The following is a 19,187-nucleotide window of genomic DNA, read 5'->3' as shown; positions in this document are numbered from 1 at the left end:
ACCACCCTTGCGTCTAAAGAGACGCGAACCGATGTGAAAGGCGAGCCATCTCTCGCTCAATCTCAAACGGTGCGTTCAGGATGAACATCCCTGAACCGACCATCCGGTGCCCCTCGCGAGCGGGTGGGAATCTCACTTCGTGAAACACAGTCTTAGGGTAGTTTTGCGACCTTAGCGCCTCGATCATGGAAGCGTGGCGCCCATCGGTCAGGATCGGGTACCACAAGGCAATTACACCCACATTCCATTTGCGATGGAACTTGGCGATGAGCCCCGGCAGGCGCGCATAGTCCGCCTTCACCTCGTAGCTGGGATCAATCAGCATCAGCCCGCGCCGAGGGGTCGGCGGCAGCAGGGATTGCGCCAGTTCGAATCCGTCCTGTTGATAGGTTTTCGCTCCATAAGACGACACTGCCAAAGACAGGGCCGCAAACTCCTGCGGGTGCATCTCTGCAAAATGCAGCGCGTCCTGATCCCTCAGCAGTTGCGCCGCGATCAGGGGTGACCCGGGATAGGCCGCCGCACCATGTCGCGCCAGTGTTGCCTGCAGCACCTGTGTCATCGGATGATCAGCCCCGAACCATGCCTCACGCCGAGCACGCTCGATCCCGGCTGCTGCTTCGCCGGTTCGAACCGCTTCTTCCGCGTCCAACTTGTACAGACCGCGCCCGGAATGCGTTTCGATATAGCTGATCGGCTTGTCCTTGCGGGTCAGATATTGCAGCACCCACGCCAACAAAGCGTGCTTTTGTACATCAGCCAGATTTCCAGCGTGGTAAATATGTTGATATGAGAGCATTTTGCCTTCTAAAGTCCCTATCAATGAGGCGAAAAGGTGCTGATTGTCGCGGAATCAGCCCTTTTACCGGGCGAGTTGGCACCCTATAAGTCATCCGTCCCGGAACCGTCGAGTCGCGGGCAGTAGAAAAACTGACATACAGGATCAGGGGAAACATGGGGATCTTAGGCAATCTGGGCGGCCTGTTCACTTCGGACATGGCCATCGACCTTGGGACAGCGAACACGCTGGTTTATGTCAAGGGTCGCGGTGTGATCCTGTCTGAGCCCTCCGTTGTTGCCTACCACGTCAAGGACGGGGTCAAAAAGGTTCTGGCCGTTGGCGAAGACGCCAAGCTGATGCTGGGCCGGACCCCCGGTTCGATCGAGGCCATCCGCCCGATGCGCGAAGGTGTGATCGCCGATTTCGACACCGCTGAAGAAATGATCAAGCACTTCATTCGCAAAGTGCACAAACGCTCGACATTCTCTAAACCCAAGATCATCGTCTGCGTCCCCCATGGCGCGACTCCGGTTGAAAAACGTGCGATCCGTCAGTCGGTTCTGTCTGCCGGTGCGCGCCGCGCCGGTCTGATTGCCGAGCCGATTGCGGCGGCGATTGGTGCTGGGATGCCGATCACAGATCCGACCGGAAACATGGTCGTAGATATCGGTGGCGGTACCACCGAGGTCGCTGTTCTATCGCTAGGTGACATCGTATACGCCCGTTCGGTCCGCGTGGGCGGAGACCGCATGGATGAGGCCATCATCTCGTACCTGCGCCGCCAGCAAAACCTGTTGGTGGGTGAATCCACAGCTGAACGGATCAAGACCACAATCGGCACCGCGCGCATGCCCGACGATGGCCGCGGCCAGTCGATGCATATCCGCGGTCGCGACCTGTTGAACGGCGTTCCCAAGGAAATCGAGATCAGCCAGGCTCAGGTTGCAGAAGCGCTGTCAGAACCTGTGCAGGCCATCTGTGAGGCCGTGATGACCGCCTTGGAAACCACGCCGCCCGATCTGGCAGCGGACATTGTGGACCGGGGCGTAATGCTGACGGGTGGGGGTGCTTTGTTGGGCGATCTTGATCTGGCACTGCGCGAACAGACCGGTCTGGCGGTGTCGATCGCCGATGAAAGCCTGAATTGTGTGGCTTTGGGCACCGGCAAAGCGCTAGAATACGAAAAACAGCTGCGCCACGCGATTGACTACGAAAGCTAAGGCGCGCACCCTTTGAGCATTGGGTGAATTCGGCACGAGCAGCACGGGAAGGTAACCTGTGGCAAAAGACCGATCACAGCGCGATGACTACACGGCCCCGCTGCGCCGACTGTTGCTGGGGATTGTCGTACTGTGCCTGCTGGGCATTTTCATTGTCTGGCGCATTGACAGCCCAAGGGTCGAACGGTTCCGCGCACAGGTGGTGGACGCTGTTGTCCCATCAATGGAATGGGCGATGGTCCCGGTCACGGCAACGGTCAATCTTGTTCGTGACTTTCAAAGCTACCAAAGCCTCAGCGAACAAAATCAAGAGCTGCGCAGCGAATTGCGCCTGATGCGGGCGTGGAAAGAGGCCGCGCTGCAATTGGAGCAGGAAAACGCGCGCCTTTTGGATCTGAACAATGTGCGTCTTGATCCGCGCCTGACTTACATAACCGGCGTTGTCATGGCCGACAGCGGCTCTCCGTTTCGGCAATCGGTTCTTTTGAACGTGGGCGCCCGGGACGGAATCGTTGATGGCTGGGCCTCGATGGACGGGATTGGGCTGGTGGGCCGCATCTCGGGCGTGGGGCCTGATACTGCGCGGGTCATTTTGCTGACCGATGCGTCCAGCGCGATACCGGCGACCATCCAGCCTTCTGGGCAAACAGCCTTGATTGCGGGTGACAACACCCCCGCTCCTGCCGTCGAGTTTCTGGAAAACCGGGAACTTGTGCGACCCGGGGACCGAGTGACTACGTCGGGGGACGGAGGCGTTTTCCCGGCCGGACTACTGATCGGGCAAATCGCGGAGGACCCGGGGGGCCGCTTGCGCGTGCGCCTGTCCGCCGATTTCGAACGGTTGGAGTTTCTTCGCGTTCTACGCTTCAACGCAGCCCCGACCATTCGGGATCCCGGCACTGTTGTCGGGCCAACACAGCCCGAAGCGGCCCTAACATCCGGGGAAGCCGGCGATGGATAGACCCGCCTCTTACAACTGGGCCATGCGCGGGCTTTATGTCCTGATAGCGTTTCTTGTTCTTTTCCTGCACCTGCTGCCACTGAACGCACAGCCGGATCGCTGGCCTTTTCCCGACATGATAATCGCGCTGACCTTTGCCTGGGTGCTGCGCCGCCCGGAATATGTTCCAACCTTGTTGATTGCCGCTGCGATGCTGATGGCCGATCTGTTGTTGCAACGACCTCCAGGGTTGCTGGCGGCTTTGGTCGTGCTTGGCGCCGCCTATCTGCACGGGGCCGCGTCGAGCATGCGAGATGCTGGGTTCGTCGGTGAATGGATATCCGTTAGCGTGGTCACTGCCGCAGTCTTTCTCGGCAATCGTATTATCTTGGCGATCGTGTCGATCGACCAAGCAGCCTTCGGGTCCGTTTTGTTCCAGTTGATCGTGACGATAGCAGCCTATCCTGTGATCGTCCTTCTCAGCCAATCCGTGTTCGGCGTACGCAGGGTATCAGCAGCGGATGCAAGTGTTGCGGGGGCGCGGGCATGAAGCAACGCAATCCCAAGGCGCAAGGCCTCGCCTATAAACGCCTCCCACGCCGAGCCTTGATTTTGAGCGGGTTGCAGGCCGCCTTTGTCGGCGGGCTGGCCGCGCGGATGCGGTTCATGCAGGTTGAACAAGCCGACCAGTACCGGCTTTTGGCCGAAGAAAACCGCATTAACCTGCGCCTGATCCCACCAACACGCGGTCGGATCTATGACCGCAATGGTCAGATCATCGGACAGAACACGCCATCATATCGCATCGTGATCGTTCCCGAAGATGCAGGTGATCTGGACAAGGTGATTGCCAAGCTGTCCAACCTAATCCCGCTGACCGAGGATGAGATAGAGCGCGCTAAGACCGAGATACGCCGCTCGGCCCCATTCCTGCCGGTCACACTGGCCGATCAGGTGACGTGGGAGGATATCTCGAAAGTTGCGGTGAACGCACCTGCACTTCCTGGCGTGACGCCCGAGGTCGGCTCAACCCGGCAATATCCCAGATACGAGGATTTCGCCCATATCGTCGGTTATGTTGGCCCGGTCAGCGACTATGACCTCAGCCAGATCGAAGACCCCGAACCGGTGCTGCGCATCCCTCGGTTCCAGATTGGCAAGGTCGGGTTGGAGGCAAAACAGGAAATCTCGTTGCGCGGTCGGGCCGGGTCCAAACGGGTCGAAGTCAACGCGACAGGCCGTGTCATGCGCGAGTTGGATCGGCAGGAGGGTCAGCCCGGTGCCGACCTACAATTGTCAGTCGACGCAGACCTGCAACAATATGCACAGGCAAGACTGGCCGGGGAAAGCGCCGCCGCTGTTGTGATTGACTGTGAAACCGGCGATCTGCGCGCGATGGCCTCGGCCCCCAGTTTTGACCCCAACTTGTTCGTGCGCGGTATCTCAGTCGCAGATTATCAGTTCCTAACACAGGACAAGTATCGCCCGCTGGCCAACAAGACAGTTCAGGGCACTTATCCGCCGGGGTCGACCTTCAAGATGGTCACCGCACTGGCCGCACTAGAAGCTGGTGTCGTGGGCCCCGGTAATACCGTCTATTGCCCCGGCCACCTGAAAGTCGGTAGCCGCCGCTTCCACTGCTGGAAACGCGGCGGTCATGGCATGGTGGACTTGAATACATCCCTGAAACGCAGCTGCGACGTGTATTACTACGACGTGGCGATCAAGGTCGGCATCGACAAAATATCTGAGATGTCCAACATCCTTGGCCTGGGAATCAAGCATGACATCCCCATGTCCGCCGTGCGCGCCGGACTGGCGCCCAATCAAGCATGGAAACAGCGGGTGCATGGTGAGGAATGGCTGATCGGTGATACGGCCAACGCGTCCATCGGGCAGGGCTTCATGCTCGCCTCGCCCATGCAACTGGCCGTAATGACCGCAAGGATCGCCACTGGACGCGCCGTTGCGCCCCGACTGGTGCGGTCGATCAACGGAGTCGAACAGCCCTCGGGCGCGGGTGAAGCGCTACCGATCAGCCTGACCAACCTGCGCTATATTCGCGAGGCGATGTGGTCAGTGTCGAACGACCGGCGCGGCACGGCCTATCGCAGCCGGATCATCGCCGAAGATTTTCGCATGGCCGGCAAGACCGGCACCAGCCAGGTCCGCAACATCACCAAGGCTGAACGGGCCGCTGGCGTCATCCGAAACGAAGACCTGCCCTGGGAACGGCGCGATCACGCCCTGTTTGTCAGCTTTGCACCTTATGACAATCCCAAATACGCGATTGCTGTGGTGGTGGAACATGGCGGTGGCGGATCAAAAGCCGCAGCCCCCGTCGCGCGGGATATCATGCTACAGGCGCTTTACAACGGCACCCCGCCACTTGAGGCCTATCCAGTTGCCGACCGCGACCGCATCAAGGAACAGCAAAAAAGGCTTGAGGGCGATCGTCGCCCCAAAGCGCGTCCTGACGAAAAGGACCGCGCATGAGCTATCTTGAGTATAACGTCAAATCCACGCCATCGGGCTTCCGCAAGTTTCTGTACATGAACTGGCCCTTGACGCTGTTGCTGATCAGCACGGCGAGCGCCGGGTTCCTGATGCTGTATTCAGTGGCAGGTGGGTCGTGGATGCCCTGGGCCGAACCTCAGATGGAGCGGTTTGGTCTGGGCCTGACAGTGATGTTCATCGTCGCGTTGGTGCCGATCTGGTTCTGGCGGAACATGTCGGTGCTGGCCTATCTGGGGTCCATCGCCCTGCTTGTTTTTGTTGAACTTTTCGGCACAGTTGGCATGGGCGCGCAACGCTGGATCGATCTGGGGTTCATGCGGCTGCAACCCTCTGAGGTCATGAAGGTCACGCTGGTCATGCTGCTGGCGGCCTACTATGACTGGCTGCCGTCACACAAAACATCGCGCCCGCTTTGGGTGATCCTACCGGTGATCCTGATCCTGATCCCAACCTTCATGGTTTTGCGGCAACCGGACCTTGGCACCTCGATCCTGTTACTGGCTGCCGGTGGCGGGCTCATGTTTCTGGCTGGTGTGCACTGGGCCTATTTCGCTGCTGTCATCGCTGCGGTCGTCGGCCTGATTGCGACCGTGTTCAACAGTCGGGGGACCGAGTGGCAATTGCTGAAAGACTATCAGTTCCGCCGCATTGATACGTTTCTGGATCCCTCCACCGACCCTTTGGGCGCGGGGTATCATATTACCCAATCGAAAATCGCTCTGGGGTCGGGTGGCTGGAACGGTCGGGGCTTCATGCAAGGCACCCAATCACGCCTGAACTTCCTGCCCGAGAAACATACCGATTTCATCTTTACCACGCTTGCTGAAGAGTTCGGCTTTGTCGGCGGCATCACCCTGTTGGTGCTCTATGCGCTGATCCTGATTTTTTGCATGGTCACGGCGCTGTCGACCAAAGATCGGTTCTCCTCACTGGTCGTGCTCGGGATCGCTCTGAATTTCTTCCTATTCTTTGCGGTCAACATGTCGATGGTCATGGGGCTGGCCCCTGTGGTGGGCGTACCGTTGCCGATGGTCAGCTATGGCGGATCGGCCATGTTGGTCCTGATGGCCGCCTTCGGCATCGTCCAAAGCGCACATATCCACCGCCCCCGCTGATCTGAAAGGCCCTTCATGCCCGTCAACGTTCTATTCTCTGCGCGCCCTGAACTGTGGCCGATATATGAACCGCTTCTGACCATGGGGCTGGCTGAGGCGGGGTTAGACGTGCATCTGGCCACAGACATCGAACCGGATCAGGTAGACTACGTCGTTTATGCACCAAATGGCGGCTTACTGGACTTCAAACCCTATTCTCAGCTCAAAGCCGTGCTGAGCCTCTGGGCCGGGGTCGAAAGCATCGCCGACAACGAAACCCTGACCGTTCCGTTGGCCCGTATGGTCGATCATGGATTGACGCAAGGCATGACCGAATGGGTCGTGGGCCATGTCCTGCGGTATCATCTGGGCATGGATACCCATATCACCGTGCAAGACGGTGTTTGGACCCCGATCGCGCCACCGCTTGCGACCGAGCGCACGGTTTGCGTGCTGGGGCTGGGAGAGTTGGGTCAGGCGGCAGCGCAGGCGCTGGCCGCGTTGAACTTTCGCGTCCTAGGGTGGAGCCGCACGCAGAAGGACATCCAAGGCGTGACCTGCCTGCATGGTGCCGACGGTCTGCACACCGCCTTGTCCCAATCCGAGATTGTCGTGTTGCTGCTCCCCGACACACCCGCGACGGAAAGCACTCTGAACGCCGAAACGCTGGCGCTGTTGCCGAAAGGGGCAAAGATCATCAATCCTGGACGCGGCCCGCTGATCGATGACGGCGCCCTTCTGGATGCGCTGAACGCCGGGCAGATCGGACACGCGACGCTTGATGTATTTCGGGTCGAACCTCTGCCGCCCGAACACCCCTATTGGGCACATCCAAACGTCACGGTCACCCCGCACATCGCGTCCGAGACCCGACCCGTCACAGCCGCGCAAGTGATCTGCGAAAACATCCGGCGCGGTGAGACGGGTGAGCCCTTTGTGCACCTGGTGGACCGCCAGTTGGGGTACTGACGGCCCGATCCGATCAGGCCGCGATCAGTCCGCGCCCTTTCAACAAAGCCTCGACACCCGGCAGACGCCCCCGGAAAGCCAGATACAGATCTTCAGCCTCGCGCGAGCCACCGGTGGACAGGATGTTGTCTTCCAGCGCTTTGGCCCGTTCGGGGTCAAAGGCGCCTCCGGCCTCTTCAAACGCGGCGAAGGCGTCGGCATCCATGACCTCGGACCACATGTAGCTGTAGTAGCCCGCGCTGTACCCGTCGCCCGCAAAGATATGGGCGAAATGCGGCGTCGCGTGGCGCATCCCGATGGCCTTTGGCATGCCGATTTCGGCCAGAACCTCGGCCTGCTTGGCCATCGGATCCGCCGGGGCCGCGCCTTCATGGAAGGCCAGATCGACCAGCGCCGAGGCCACATATTCAACCGTCTGGAACCCCTGATCGAAATTGGCCGCCTTCAGCACCTTCTCCAACATCGCCTGAGGCATCGGTTCACCGGTCTCGGCGTGGGTCGCGTATTCCGCCAGAACCTCGGGCACTTCCAGCCAGTGTTCATAAAGCTGGCTGGGCAGTTCGACAAAATCCCGCGCAACGGACGTGCCCGAAATACTTTCATAGGTCACGTTCGAAAGCATCTGATGCAGCGCATGGCCGAACTCGTGGAACAGGGTCCGCGCGTCATCATAGGACAGCAGCGCCGGATCGCCCTTGGCGAAGTTGCACACGTTGATTACGACGGGGGCCTGTTCTTCGGGGAACTTCGCCTGCGCCCGCATGGCGCTGCACCACGCGCCCGACCGTTTCGAGCCACGGGCAAAATAGTCCCCAATGAAGACCGCCAAATGACGTCCGTTGCGCGTCACTTCCCAGGCCCGGCAATCGGGGTGATAGAGCGGCACGTCCAGCGGCACAAACTCCAGCCCGAACAGACGGTTGGCGCAGGCAAAAGACGCCTCGATCATCCGGTCGAGTTGAAGGTAGGGTTTCAGCGCGGCCTCATCCAAATCATGCTCGGCCTTGCGGCGCTTTTCGGCATAGTAGCGCCAGTCCCAGGCCTCCAGCGGGCCGTTCACGCCATCGTCTTGCATCATACCGGCCAGAATCTCAGCATCCGCATCTGCGCGGGTTTTGGCGGGTTCCCAGACCTGCATCAACAGATCGCGCACGCGGTCGGGCGAGCGGGCCATCTCGGTTTCCAGTTTGAAATCCGCAAAGCTGTCATAGCCCAGCAGCTTGGCGCGTTCTTCCCGCAGGGTCAGGATTTCGGCTGCAATCTCGCGGTTGTCGGTCTCGTTCCCATTCGCCCCTCGCGCAGCCCAAGCGCGATAGGCTATTTCCCGCAGGTCGCGGCGGGATGAGAATTGCAGAAACGGCACAATCAATGAGCGGGACAGGGTCACAACCGGCCCGTTCGCACCCTTTTCCTCACCCGCAGCGCGCGCCGCAGCGATCACGAAATCGGGCAGACCGTCCAGATCATCCTCGGCCAGTTCCATGAACCAGTCACGCTCATCCGCCAGCAGATTCTGGGTGAAAGAAGTGCCCAACGATGCGAGGCGAGACTTGATCTCTTGCATCCGGGAATCGGCCTCACCCTCCAGCGCAGCACCGGCGCGGACAAAGCCGCGATGGGTCAGCATCAGAACGCGCGCCTGTTCATCGCTCAGGTTCAGATCATCGCGCCGCTGCCAAAGATCGGCCACCCGGTGGAACAAATCCTTGTTTGATGAAATGCCCGAGAAATGCGCCGAGAGCTTCGGTGAAAACTCCCGCTGCAATTCTTCGCGTTTCGGGTTGCTGTCAGCGCCCGCCACTGTAAAAAACACCGACAGGACCTTGTCCAACTGCTCACCCGCCGCTTCAAGCTCTTCGATTGTGTTGGCAAAGGTAGGCACGTCCGGGTTTCCGGCAATCGCGTCGATTTGTGCGTTGTGCGCGGCCATCGCTTCGTCCAACGCAGGTGCGAAATCCCCATCTGAAATCGCGCTGAACGGGGCGATCTCAAAGGGCGTGGTCCAGTCGGACAGGATCGGGTTGGTCATGCAGGTCTCCTTTGCCCCTCAAGCTATGTAGAGGGTCAGCAATGGTCCAGAGGGGGAGTGAATTTTGACGTCGAAACTAAGTCCCAACCTGTCCGCAAATCGGGCAATCGGCGCGTTTCGACAGGGTGATTTTGCGGCTTTCGCCATAGAGCGCGTCATAGATCAGCATCTCACCGCGCAGGAAGGCACCGGCACCTGTGATCACCTTGATCGCCTCAACCGCCATCATCGACCCGACCACGCCGGGCAGCGGCCCGATCACTCCAGCCTCGGCGCAGGACGGGGCGAGCCCGGCGGCAGGCGCTTCGGGGAAAATACACTGGTAGCAAGGACCTGCGGTTGCGGGATCAAAGACGCTCAATTGCCCTTCCCATTGCGATAGGGCGCCAGAAATCAGCGGTTTGCCCAGTTCAACAGCCGTTTTGTTGGCCAGATAGCGGGTATCGAAGTTGTCCGTTCCGTCGAGGATCAGATCGAAATCAGCGAACAGATCGGCCGCGATTTCTGCAGTCAGGCGGCGGTTGTATGGCAGTACCGTCACGTTCGGGTTCTGCGCTTCCATTGCCTGTTGAGCGGAAAAAACCTTGGGCATTCCGATATCGGAATCGCAGTGAATGACCTGCCGTTGCAGATTGGCGTTCTCGACGACATCGTCGTCGATCACCCCGATGGTCCCCACGCCCGCAGCGGCCAGATATTGCAGGGCCGGCGCACCCAGACCACCTGCGCCAATCACTAGCACGCGCGCCTGTTTCATCTTCTTCTGACCCGGTCCGCCCAACTCGCGCAATACGATGTGGCGGGCATAGCGATCGAGTTCTGTTTCCGAAAACCGATCCGTGCGCACCTGAGGGTCTTGTTCGGACGCGGATGTGACCCGGCTACGTAGGACCTTGATGATCTTGCTATAGCCCAGAACCAACCCGATGCATCCCGCCAGCATCAGCCACATCGCAGCAGATCCGCCTGTCGCCTCGCGCAGTGGGTTACCATCCGGCAGAACCAGCTGCGCTAGGATAACACCTAACAGAAGAACGCCCACTGAAGCCATACGCGCGCTGCGGGAAACGCCTGCGATATAACCTACGCCCCAAAGCCCAGCGGCAAGCAGCAGAACCAGCAGCATCAGCCGTGCCCGGTGGACCCGAACCCGCCTGATCCGCGTTCGGTTTCGCTGAGTACTTCTGCAAACTGGAAATCTGCCTGAACCACCGGAGCAACGACCAGTTGCGCAATGCGTTTGCCATGCGCAACTTCGAAACTCTCTTGCCCCGTGTTCATCAGGATCACACCCAGTGGCCCGCGATAGTCGCTGTCGATGGTACCCGGCGTGTTTGGCAGCGTGATACCGTGCTTCAGCGCAAGCCCGGAACGCGGCCTGACCTGTACTTCAAACCCCTCGGGAATCTCGATCCGTAGCCCCGTCGGGATCAGTGCACGCTGTCCCGGCTCCAGAGTGATTGAGACACCATCCGGCAGGTTTGCACGCACATCCGCCCCAGCCGCTCCGCTCGTCTCATAGGACGGCAACGCAACCGAGGCATCTGCACCGGCTTCGCGGATCACTCGGATTGCAACCATCATCGTACCTCTTTGTTCAGGGCTATGGGCATCAGTTGCCCAAAGCCTCAGCAATCTTTTCCGCCAGTCGCGCAGCAACCGCATCCTTGCCCATGCGCGGCCATTCTTCGGTACCGGCATCCGAAATCAGCAGAACTGCATTCTCTGTGCCGCCCATGATGCCGGTCTGGGGGCTGACATCATTGGCAACGATCCAGTCGCACCCCTTGCGCTGGCGCTTTGCCGTTGCATGCTCAAGAACGTCGTTGGTTTCTGCGGCAAAGCCAACAACCAGCATCGGACGTCCGTACTCCATATGTGAGACACGTTTTAAAATGTCCGGGTTTTCGGCAAACTCAAGCGCGGGCAAGCCATCCTGCGTTTTCTTTAGTTTCCTGTCCGAAGCGCTGGCCACACGCCAATCCGCCACAGCCGCGGCAAATACACCCGCATCCACGGGCATGGCCGCATCAACCGCGTCCGACATCTGCTGAGCCGTTTCAACACGCACAACCTGCACGCCTTCGGGTGGCGGCACATCTGCGGGTCCGGTGACAAATGTCACGTCCGCCCCCAAGGCTGCCAAAGCCCGCGCCACCGCTGTACCCTGCGCACCCGAGGATCGGTTGGCGATGTAGCGCACGGGATCAATCGGTTCATGAGTAGGCCCCGATGTCACAAGGATACGTTTTCCTTGCAGCGGACCATCTGCCAGTTGCGCTTCGATCGCCGCAACAATCTCCAATGGTTCAGACATTCTGCCAGGGCCGTATTCGCCACAGGCCATATCGCCTTCGTTTGGCCCGACAAAACGCACGCCATCAGCCTGCAATTGCGCAAGATTGCGCTGAGTCGCCGGGTGATCCCACATCCGCACATTCATGGCGGGCGCGCACAATACAGGCGTATCCGTGGCCATCAATAGGGTCGAGGCCAGGTCGTTCGCCAATCCCGCCGCCATCTTGCCCATCAGATCCGCCGTCGCCGGGGCGACCACAAGCAAATCGGCAGAGCGCGACAGCTGAATATGGCCCATCTCAGCCTCATCTGTCAGATCAAACAGGTCGCGATAGCATTTCTCGCCCGCCAAGGCAGACACGGACAAAGGTGTGACGAATTCCTCGGCAGCGCGGGTCAGAACTGGCGTCACGGCAGCGCCACGCTCTTTAAGGCGGCGGATCAGGTCCAGCGACTTGTAGGCCGCTATCCCTCCGCCAATGATCAGCAGGATACGTTTGGAAGCCAGCATGTTCAGCCTTTCCCGTTCTGGTCGGCGCTGACATTAGGCAAGGCCACGGCGTTGTACCAGCGGTTAATTCTGCACCTCAAAGGCTTGGCAGGGGTCTTCGCGATCTACTGCTGGGCTATCGATGACCACATCAAAGGTTCCTTCGATCTGCCCGTCTTCGGATTGACCAAGGACAAAAACCTTCAATCCGGGACGTAGACGAGACAGGAAGGTCGGGATACCGCGATCCTTACGCGCATGACCGTTGCCAGTGATCACGGCCACGGGCCCACCGGTATCGTCCATCGCTTGCAAGATCGACCGCGTCAGCACCGCATCACGCAGGCGTTGTATCGCAACCATCTGCGGCAGCACCTGTTCGGGCAGTGCATTGCAATGCGCCACAAGTTGATCCGCTTCGCGCGCCGCTTGTTCCTGCGCAGGTAGCGGCACCGTCAAACCATAGCGTGCCGCATCTGCGCCAAGCGCGGTTGCCGCGCCGCGATCCATAGCAGCCCGCGCTGCCGCGCGCGGCACCATCGCACCGTAAACCGGTGCGTCTGTGGCCTGGAAGATAGGATAATACATGCTGAGCGGTGGCCAGCCCGTTTCCGCCCAGCGCAGAATACGGCCCAGCTCTTCTGGGTTCGAGACCGCCGTCTGCGCCAAGCGTTGTGCGCCCTCTTCGGTGACCATTTCCCAAACGACAGCAGAAGGGGCAATCACCTCAATCGCCTCGGTCTGAACCTTGTGATGGTCCGGATTGTCATGAATCTCACCCAATATCACGACATCCGCTGCCTGCATCGCAGCAATCACGTCGTCAGGGATAAGGTGAGCAGCAATACCCGGGCGCGCCGGGATTGCCGTAACTGTCAGAGCAAAAAGAAGAATCGCAAATCGTGTCATGCGATGAAGTGTTGCACCTCACGCGATTGGGCTTCAAGGTTCTTACGCATCTTCGTGAAGGCGGCAGCCTCAAGCTGGCGCACGCGTTCCTTTGATAGACCAAGCTCGTCACCCAAGCTTTCAAGGGTTCGTGCCGGTTCCCGCAGCTTGCGTTCACGCACGATGAACCTTTCCCGGTCATTCAGCGATTTCATCGCGGTTAGCAACCATTCGCGTAATTGCTCGGTATCATGGCTGTGTTCTACCGCTTCGGCGGCCTGCTCACGATCATCTTCCAGCGCGTCGATCCATTCGCGCCCATCCTCATCGGCGGATTGCACCGCATTCAACGAGAAATCCGATCCGGACAGGCGACCTTCCATCATCTCGACATCGCGCAGCGGCACACCAATCTCGGTCGCAATCATCTGGTGCAATTGATGGCGATCCAGCTCAAGGCCTTCGGTTGCGGCCTCGCGCTCCAACCGCGCCTGAACACGGCGCATATTGAAAAACAAGGATTTCTGAGACGAGGTCGAGCCAGTGCGCACCATAGACCAGTTGCGCATCACATAGTCCTGAATGCTGGCCTTGATCCACCAGACCGCATAGGTCGAAAACCGCACGCCCCGGTCGGGATCGAACTTGTCGGCTGCTTTCATCAGGCCCAGCCCGGCCTCTTGGATCAGATCGTTCATCGGTGCGCCATAGCGCTTGAACTTGGCCGCCATCGAAATAGCTAACCGCATATAGGCGGTGATCAAACGGTGCAGGGCTTGTTCATCGCGTTGGTCTCGCCACGCATAAGCCAGCTTCAATTCAGTCTCCGCGTCAAGCAGTTCCGCCTTCATCGCTCGCCGGGACATCGAAAAGTCGGTCGCGTTGTCAAGTGCCATGAAACTCTCCCTATTTGATATTCGATGGCCGGGCTTGCCTTGCCGACCTATGGTCGATACGCAGAACCCAACAGACCGGATCACTTGAAAGGTAAGAATTGTGCTTCCCGATTTAACCTTTGTTCTGGGTGGGGCTGCATCGGGAAAGTCCGCCTTTGCCGAACAACTGGTTGTTTCATCGGGCAAAAGCCGCGTTTATCTGGCCACTTCACAAGTGTTTGATGATGAGATGCGCGCGAAAGTCGATCACCATATCGCGCAGCGTGGGCCGGATTGGCCAACGGTCGAGGCCCCGCTGGATCTGGCACCTGTATTGGCTGATCTAAACCCCGAACAGATCTGCTTGATCGATTGCGCCACCATGTGGCTGACCAATCACCTGTTGGCTGAGAGCGATCTGCATACTGCGCAGACTGCCCTGTTACAAGCCGTTAAAAACTGCCCGGCCCAGATCATCATCGTATCGAACGAGGTGGGGCACGGAATCGTCCCCGAAAACACTTTGGCCCGCCGGTTTCGTGAGGCGCAGGGCCGATTGAACATCGCATTGGCCGCCCAAGCCGGGCTGGTTGTTCAGGTGACAGCAGGTCTGCCAACTGTTCTGAAAGGGGCCCTTACGTGACGCTGTTACATCTGGTCCGGCATGGCCCAACCCATGCCAAAACCATGGTCGGGTGGTCTGATGTTCCCGCCGATCTTAGCGACACCGCCGCCCTGAAGCGGTTGCATGATTACTTACCTCGTGACGCCGTTGTTATCTCATCAGACCTGACGCGCGCCGTTGATACCGCATCCGCTATTCAAGGCGCACGCGCACGCCTGCCCCATCATCGTGATTTGCGAGAGATCAATTTCGGGGCATGGGAATTGCGCGGTTTCAAGGAGATCGAGGCAGAAGACGCCGAACTGGCCTTTGCCTATTGGGACACTCCCGGTGATGTGCGCCCACCAAACGGGGAAAGCTGGAACCAGGTCCGCGCGCGTGTCGACCGCACTGTTGACGCCCTCATCGCGGATCATAAGGGCCGCGATATCGTAATCGTCGCCCATTTCGGGGTTATCCTGACGCAGGTCCAGCGGGCACTTGATCTGGACGGACAACAGACCTTTGCCCATCGTATCGACAACCTGTCGGTCACCCATCTGACCTGTAAGGGAACAGGCTGGTCCGCAGGGGCGATCAATCACCGTCCGTGATCCCACTGCGCACAAATCACTGATTTACCAAACGCCGACCCGACGCCATCGTGGGCCCATGACCTATGATCTCTTTATCGGTGACAGGCTGTTTTCCAGCTGGTCCTTGCGTGGTTGGCTAATGCTGGAAAAGTTTGGCCTGCCCTATCGAAACCATATGATCGGGCTGTATTCCGGCACGATGGCGCAGGATATGCAGACCATCGCACCTGCGCGCCTTGTGCCCGCCTTGCGCATGCCCGACGGAACGGTCGTGGGTGAAAGCCTGGCGATGGCCGAAACGCTGGCTGAATGCCATCCGGATGCCGGGCTCTGGCCAAAAGATGCTGCAGCACGGGCGACAGCCCGGTGGCTCTGCGCCGAGATGACCGCCGGCTTCAGCGCCTTGCGTGAAGATTGCCCCATGCAGTTGAAACACACCTGGCAAGACTTCAACCCATCAGAGGATACGCTGGCAGATTTGGAGCGTGTTGAAACGCTATGGTCTCATGCCCGCCAGATATCCGGGGCTGCAGATGGCCCATTGTTCGGAGCCTATTCACTTGCGGATGTGTTCTACACCCCGGTCGCGGCAAGGATTGTGGGCTATGGTCTGCCGGTGTCTGCTGCCAATCTCGACTATTGCCACTTTCTGCTTGGCCAGACCTCGGTACGGCAATGGCGAGCCATGGGACTGACAGTTGAGTACGATCCATTTCCCTACAATCATGGCTCCGTTTCTTCGCCCTGGCCCATCGGTGGCATATCAACCGCCAAAACTGTCGAAACCGGCCCCTCATTGAACGCGCACTGCCCGTATTCCGAGGAACCGGTGACGGATTTTCTGGAACTCGATGGGCAATGCTGGGGTTTCTGCAACGCATTCTGCCGCGATAAAACTGCCGCAGACCCCGAGGCCTGGCCAAAATTCATCGCCATGCGAGACGTCGTTAACGATTCCTAAACCGCAACCATGGCAGCAACGTCCTGTTAACCAAGAACAGGATTGCCATGGTCGCCCGCGCCCATACCGTTGCGTTTCAAGGGGTTGATGCCCGCCCAGTTGAGGTGCAATGCGCCGTTTCGCCCGGACTGCCGGCATTTTCCATCGTGGGTCTGCCCGACAAGGCGGTCTCGGAAGCGCGCGACCGGGTGCGCAGCGCGCTCAGCGCCATGGCCATTGCGCTGCCTTCGAAACGGATCACCATCAACCTTTCCCCGGCGGATTTGCCGAAAGAGGGCAGCCATTTCGACCTGCCCATCGCGGTTGCATTGCTGTCAGCGCTTGAGATTATCCCTGCCGACGCAGCCGAGGGGACGGTCGCTTTGGGTGAATTGTCGCTAGACGGGTCACTGGTCCCTGTAGTCGGGGCTCTGCCTGCCGCGATGACTGCTGCGTCCGAAGATCGTGCCTTGCTGTGCCCCCGCGCCTCCAGCGCCGAGGCGGCTTGGGTCGATGCAACCCAAGTGATTGGCGCAGGGTCATTGGGCGATGTGGTGCGCCACTTTTCGGGCCAGACGCCGCTTACCGCTGCAAAACCGGGTGAGGTGACCCTTGCAGCCAACCCACGTGATCTGCGCGATGTTAAGGGTCAGGAACGGGCCAAACGCGCGTTGGAGATTGCGGCCGCTGGCCGACACCATCTGATCATGATCGGTACGCCCGGATCGGGGAAGTCTATGCTTGCGGCCCGCCTGCCCGGGATTCTTCCCCCATTGACCCCGATTGAGGCTTTGGAAACATCAATGATCCAATCCCTATGCGGGCTGTTAAATGAAGGTGGGATCAGCCGCACTAGGCCCTTTCGGGAACCACATCATACGGCCTCGATGGCGGCGATTGTTGGTGGTGGTAAGGGCGCGAAACCGGGTGAGATATCGCTGGCCCATAACGGCGTGCTGTTCATGGATGAGTTCCCCGAATTCCCCCGAACAGTGCTAGAGACCCTGCGCCAGCCGATTGAAACCGGCGAAGTCATGGTCGCCCGTGCCAATGCCCATGTGAAATACCCCTGCCGCTTCATGCTGATCGCGGCGGCAAACCCCTGCAAATGCGGATATTTGACCGACCCGTCCCGAGCCTGTTCGCGTGCACCCGGATGCGGTGAGGACTACCTAAACCGCATTTCCGGCCCGTTGATGGACAGATTCGACCTGCGGATCGAGGTGCCGCCGGTTGCATTCACCGACCTCGATCTGCCGCCCTCTGGTGACAGTTCAGCCACCGTCGCCGCACGCGTCGAACAAGCACGGGCGGTGCAGGCCGCCCGGTTCGAGGGCCACAGTTCAGTACGTCAGAACGCCGACGTCGAAGGCAAACTGTTGGAAGAAGTTGCCGCGCCAGATGCTGAAGGGAAAGAGCTGTTGCTTAAGGCCGCTGACCGGTTTGGCCTGTCAGCCCGCGCGTTTCACCGCATTCTGAGGGTCGCGCGCACCATCGCGGACCTCGAAGGAGCACCTGATATCCGCCGCCCTCACGTGGCCGAGGCGCTGAGTTTTCGCATCAGCGCCAAGGTGATGGCTTAAACTTTGGCCTCAATCGCCTGCCAGATCTTTTCGGCAATGTTCTCACCATTGAACCGTTCAAGCTCTTGTATGCCGGTCGGCGAGGTCACGTTGATCTCGGTCAGATAGTCGCCAATGACGTCGATGCCGACAAAAATCTGGCCCTTTTCTTTCAGAAGCGGGCCGATTGCAGCACAGATCTCCAGATCGCGTTCTGTCAGCCCGATTTTCTCGGGCCGACCGCCCACATGCATGTTCGATCTGGTCTCACCTTCGGCAGGAACACGGTTGATGGCGCCGACGGCCTCGCCATCCACAAGGATCACGCGCTTATCGCCATTTCTGACGTCGGGCAGGAATTTCTGCACAATCAACGGCTCACGCGAAAAGCCGGTAAACAGCTCATGCAGAGAGGTCAGGTTGCGATCACCCGCATCCAGCCGGAACACGCCCGCACCGCCATTGCCATACAGCGGCTTCAGGATGATGTCCTGGTGCTTGTCCTTGAACGCTTTGATAGTTTGCAAATCCCGCGCAATCGTGGTGGGCGGTGTCAATTCCGGGAAATCCAACACCAGCAGTTTTTCAGGATAGTTGCGCACCCAGAACGGATCATTCACGACAAGCGTCTGACCTTTGAGCCGATCAAGCAGATGTGTCGACGTGATATAGTGCATATCGAACGGAGGGTCCTGACGCAGCCAAACGACATCGAAATCAGCCAGATCAACTTCGCGCTCTGGCCCAAGTATCGCCGGGTCGCCGGGGACGCGCTGAACCGTCATATCCTGACCCCATGCCGTGATCCTGCCTACTTGATAGGCCAATTGGTCCGGGCTGTAGAAGAACAGTTCATGACCTCTGGCCTGAGCCTCTTCCGCCAGGCGGAAAGAACTGTCGGCATTGATGTCCACGTCCCCAATCGGGTCCATTTGAAAGGCGATTTTCATGGCATGTCCCTCAACTTCATGCCAGATACATGGCCCAGCAGGCCGAGGGGTTCAATGGGGCTTACGCCTGCCCAAAGGCGTTTTCGATGATTTGAACAGCCCCCGAGTGATCAACCAGGGCGGCATCAAACCGGACATTCGTCAATTGCCCGCCTGGTTCATTTTTCAGAAACTGCGCGGCAGAGGCGCAAATTCGTTCCGTTTGCCGCCGCGTGATCCGGGCAGCGGCCCGGTCAAAACTGCTGCTTTTCTTCACTTCGATGAACACCAGCCCATTCGCATCACGTGCGATCAAATCAATCTCTCCACCTGCGCCGCGCCAGCGTCGATGCGCAATCGAATATCCGCGTCGTTCATAGTCCATCGCCACCTGCACTTCAGCGGCCCGACCGGAGTGATAAGAAACCGATCCCTGAACCGAGCGCTGCGCCATC

General features: G+C 59.2%; 19 protein-coding genes. 10 read left to right on the top strand and 9 right to left on the bottom strand.

Annotated elements, in window-relative coordinates; translation table 11 throughout:
* Positions 1 to 13: 13 nt before the first annotated feature.
* Positions 14 to 799 carry a 23S rRNA (adenine(2030)-N(6))-methyltransferase RlmJ gene (gene rlmJ, locus ACR0KG_RS17115; protein WP_480827939.1) on the bottom strand — a complete coding sequence of 262 codons (786 nt, stop codon included), beginning with the start codon at positions 797 to 799 and terminating at the stop codon, positions 14 to 16.
* 155 nt (positions 800 to 954) lie between these two features.
* Between rlmJ and ACR0KG_RS17110 the strand changes: the two genes are divergently transcribed.
* The 6 genes from ACR0KG_RS17110 to ACR0KG_RS17085 are packed head-to-tail and all read left to right on the top strand — an operon-like array spanning position 955 to position 7,521.
* Positions 955 to 2,001, top strand: a complete 1,047-nt coding sequence (locus ACR0KG_RS17110) for a rod shape-determining protein (protein ID WP_170535929.1) — start codon at positions 955 to 957, stop codon at positions 1,999 to 2,001.
* Between the two features lie 58 nt (positions 2,002 to 2,059).
* Positions 2,060 to 2,962 carry a rod shape-determining protein MreC gene (gene mreC / locus ACR0KG_RS17105; protein WP_480548623.1) on the top strand — a complete coding sequence of 301 codons (903 nt, stop codon included), beginning with the start codon at positions 2,060 to 2,062 and terminating at the stop codon, positions 2,960 to 2,962.
* Positions 2,955 to 3,491, top strand: a complete 537-nt coding sequence (locus tag ACR0KG_RS17100) for a rod shape-determining protein MreD (RefSeq protein WP_480544315.1) — start codon at positions 2,955 to 2,957, stop codon at positions 3,489 to 3,491. Before mreC ends, ACR0KG_RS17100 begins: the two co-directional genes overlap by 8 nt.
* Positions 3,488 to 5,437: a penicillin-binding protein 2 gene (mrdA, locus tag ACR0KG_RS17095; protein WP_480827938.1), complete on the top strand. Its 1,950-nt coding sequence runs from the start codon at positions 3,488 to 3,490 to the stop codon at positions 5,435 to 5,437. The genes ACR0KG_RS17100 and mrdA overlap by 4 nt, the downstream gene beginning before the upstream one ends.
* Positions 5,434 to 6,573, top strand: a complete 1,140-nt coding sequence (rodA, locus tag ACR0KG_RS17090; RefSeq protein WP_353011859.1) for a rod shape-determining protein RodA — start codon at positions 5,434 to 5,436, stop codon at positions 6,571 to 6,573. The genes mrdA and rodA overlap by 4 nt, the downstream gene beginning before the upstream one ends.
* Before the next feature lie 15 nt (positions 6,574 to 6,588).
* Positions 6,589 to 7,521, top strand: coding sequence for a 2-hydroxyacid dehydrogenase (locus tag ACR0KG_RS17085; protein WP_480827937.1), 933 nt, complete (start codon positions 6,589 to 6,591; stop codon positions 7,519 to 7,521).
* A gap of 13 nt (positions 7,522 to 7,534) precedes the next feature.
* On the opposite strand, the gene ACR0KG_RS17080 is transcribed toward ACR0KG_RS17085, so the two are convergent.
* The 6 genes from ACR0KG_RS17080 to ACR0KG_RS17055 all read right to left on the bottom strand — a co-directional run bounded on the left by ACR0KG_RS17080 (position 7,535) and on the right by ACR0KG_RS17055 (position 14,122).
* Entirely contained in the window at positions 7,535 to 9,550 is a 2,016-nt protein-coding gene (locus ACR0KG_RS17080; protein ID WP_480827936.1) for a M3 family metallopeptidase, read from the bottom strand.
* Positions 9,551 to 9,626: 76 nt separating this feature from the next.
* Positions 9,627 to 10,676, bottom strand: a complete 1,050-nt coding sequence (locus ACR0KG_RS17075) for a HesA/MoeB/ThiF family protein (RefSeq protein ID WP_480548613.1) — start codon at positions 10,674 to 10,676, stop codon at positions 9,627 to 9,629.
* Positions 10,676 to 11,131 (bottom strand): dUTP diphosphatase, encoded by a 456-nt coding sequence (gene dut, locus ACR0KG_RS17070; RefSeq protein ID WP_480548932.1) that lies wholly within the window; start codon positions 11,129 to 11,131, stop codon positions 10,676 to 10,678. The genes ACR0KG_RS17075 and dut overlap by 1 nt, the downstream gene beginning before the upstream one ends.
* 31 nt (positions 11,132 to 11,162) lie before the next feature.
* Positions 11,163 to 12,359, bottom strand: coding sequence for a bifunctional phosphopantothenoylcysteine decarboxylase/phosphopantothenate--cysteine ligase CoaBC (coaBC, locus tag ACR0KG_RS17065; RefSeq protein WP_480827935.1), 1,197 nt, complete (start codon positions 12,357 to 12,359; stop codon positions 11,163 to 11,165).
* Between the two features lie 63 nt (positions 12,360 to 12,422).
* Complete coding sequence (locus ACR0KG_RS17060; RefSeq protein WP_480827934.1) at positions 12,423 to 13,247, bottom strand: ChaN family lipoprotein; 825 nt, start codon at positions 13,245 to 13,247, stop codon at positions 12,423 to 12,425.
* Positions 13,244 to 14,122 carry an RNA polymerase factor sigma-32 gene (locus ACR0KG_RS17055; protein ID WP_170535908.1) on the bottom strand — a complete coding sequence of 293 codons (879 nt, stop codon included), beginning with the start codon at positions 14,120 to 14,122 and terminating at the stop codon, positions 13,244 to 13,246. The genes ACR0KG_RS17060 and ACR0KG_RS17055 overlap by 4 nt, the downstream gene beginning before the upstream one ends.
* A 100-nt stretch (positions 14,123 to 14,222) precedes the next feature.
* On the opposite strand from ACR0KG_RS17055, the gene cobU reads away from it, so the two are divergent.
* Genes cobU through ACR0KG_RS17035 form a run of 4 tightly spaced genes read left to right on the top strand, consistent with a single transcriptional unit; the run spans position 14,223 to position 17,824 of the window.
* Complete coding sequence (cobU, locus tag ACR0KG_RS17050; protein ID WP_480827933.1) at positions 14,223 to 14,744, top strand: bifunctional adenosylcobinamide kinase/adenosylcobinamide-phosphate guanylyltransferase; 522 nt, start codon at positions 14,223 to 14,225, stop codon at positions 14,742 to 14,744.
* The gene (locus tag ACR0KG_RS17045) at positions 14,741 to 15,319 is read left to right on the top strand and encodes a histidine phosphatase family protein (RefSeq protein ID WP_480827932.1); all 579 of its coding nucleotides are present in this window, start codon (positions 14,741 to 14,743) and stop codon (positions 15,317 to 15,319) included. The genes cobU and ACR0KG_RS17045 overlap by 4 nt, the downstream gene beginning before the upstream one ends.
* A gap of 58 nt (positions 15,320 to 15,377) precedes the next feature.
* Positions 15,378 to 16,262, top strand: coding sequence for a glutathione S-transferase (locus tag ACR0KG_RS17040; protein ID WP_480827931.1), 885 nt, complete (start codon positions 15,378 to 15,380; stop codon positions 16,260 to 16,262).
* A 47-nt stretch (positions 16,263 to 16,309) separates the two neighbouring features.
* Complete coding sequence (locus tag ACR0KG_RS17035; RefSeq protein ID WP_480827930.1) at positions 16,310 to 17,824, top strand: YifB family Mg chelatase-like AAA ATPase; 1,515 nt, start codon at positions 16,310 to 16,312, stop codon at positions 17,822 to 17,824.
* On the opposite strand, the gene gshB is transcribed toward ACR0KG_RS17035, so the two are convergent.
* Positions 17,821 to 18,753, bottom strand: coding sequence for a glutathione synthase (gshB, locus tag ACR0KG_RS17030; protein WP_480548601.1), 933 nt, complete (start codon positions 18,751 to 18,753; stop codon positions 17,821 to 17,823). The two genes, ACR0KG_RS17035 and gshB, sit on opposite strands and share 4 nt — an antisense overlap.
* Positions 18,754 to 18,814: 61 nt before the next feature.
* Positions 18,815 to 19,186, bottom strand: coding sequence for a YraN family protein (locus ACR0KG_RS17025; protein WP_480548599.1), 372 nt, complete (start codon positions 19,184 to 19,186; stop codon positions 18,815 to 18,817).
* Position 19,187 lies beyond the last annotated feature (1 nt).

The sequence above is a fragment of the Ruegeria sp. H4 genome, assembly GCF_056533065.1.
This window is presented reverse-complemented; position numbering and strand designations above follow the sequence as displayed.

Coding starts and splice junctions, on each gene's coding strand:
- rlmJ (WP_480827939.1), bottom strand. CDS start 799: ATGCTCTCATATCAACATATTTACCACGCTGGAAATCTGGCTGATGTA.
- ACR0KG_RS17110 (WP_170535929.1), top strand. CDS start 955: ATGGGGATCTTAGGCAATCTGGGCGGCCTGTTCACTTCGGACATGGCC.
- ACR0KG_RS17100 (WP_480544315.1), top strand. CDS start 2,955: ATGGATAGACCCGCCTCTTACAACTGGGCCATGCGCGGGCTTTATGTC.
- mrdA (WP_480827938.1), top strand. CDS start 3,488: ATGAAGCAACGCAATCCCAAGGCGCAAGGCCTCGCCTATAAACGCCTC.
- rodA (WP_353011859.1), top strand. CDS start 5,434: ATGAGCTATCTTGAGTATAACGTCAAATCCACGCCATCGGGCTTCCGC.
- ACR0KG_RS17085 (WP_480827937.1), top strand. CDS start 6,589: ATGCCCGTCAACGTTCTATTCTCTGCGCGCCCTGAACTGTGGCCGATA.
- ACR0KG_RS17080 (WP_480827936.1), bottom strand. CDS start 9,550: ATGACCAACCCGATCCTGTCCGACTGGACCACGCCCTTTGAGATCGCC.
- ACR0KG_RS17075 (WP_480548613.1), bottom strand. CDS start 10,676: ATGCTGCTGGTTCTGCTGCTTGCCGCTGGGCTTTGGGGCGTAGGTTAT.
- dut (WP_480548932.1), bottom strand. CDS start 11,131: ATGGTTGCAATCCGAGTGATCCGCGAAGCCGGTGCAGATGCCTCGGTT.
- coaBC (WP_480827935.1), bottom strand. CDS start 12,359: ATGCTGGCTTCCAAACGTATCCTGCTGATCATTGGCGGAGGGATAGCG.
- ACR0KG_RS17060 (WP_480827934.1), bottom strand. CDS start 13,247: ATGACACGATTTGCGATTCTTCTTTTTGCTCTGACAGTTACGGCAATC.
- ACR0KG_RS17055 (WP_170535908.1), bottom strand. CDS start 14,122: ATGGCACTTGACAACGCGACCGACTTTTCGATGTCCCGGCGAGCGATG.
- ACR0KG_RS17040 (WP_480827931.1), top strand. CDS start 15,378: ATGACCTATGATCTCTTTATCGGTGACAGGCTGTTTTCCAGCTGGTCC.
- ACR0KG_RS17035 (WP_480827930.1), top strand. CDS start 16,310: ATGGTCGCCCGCGCCCATACCGTTGCGTTTCAAGGGGTTGATGCCCGC.
- gshB (WP_480548601.1), bottom strand. CDS start 18,753: ATGAAAATCGCCTTTCAAATGGACCCGATTGGGGACGTGGACATCAAT.
- ACR0KG_RS17025 (WP_480548599.1), bottom strand. CDS start 19,186: ATGGCGCAGCGCTCGGTTCAGGGATCGGTTTCTTATCACTCCGGTCGG.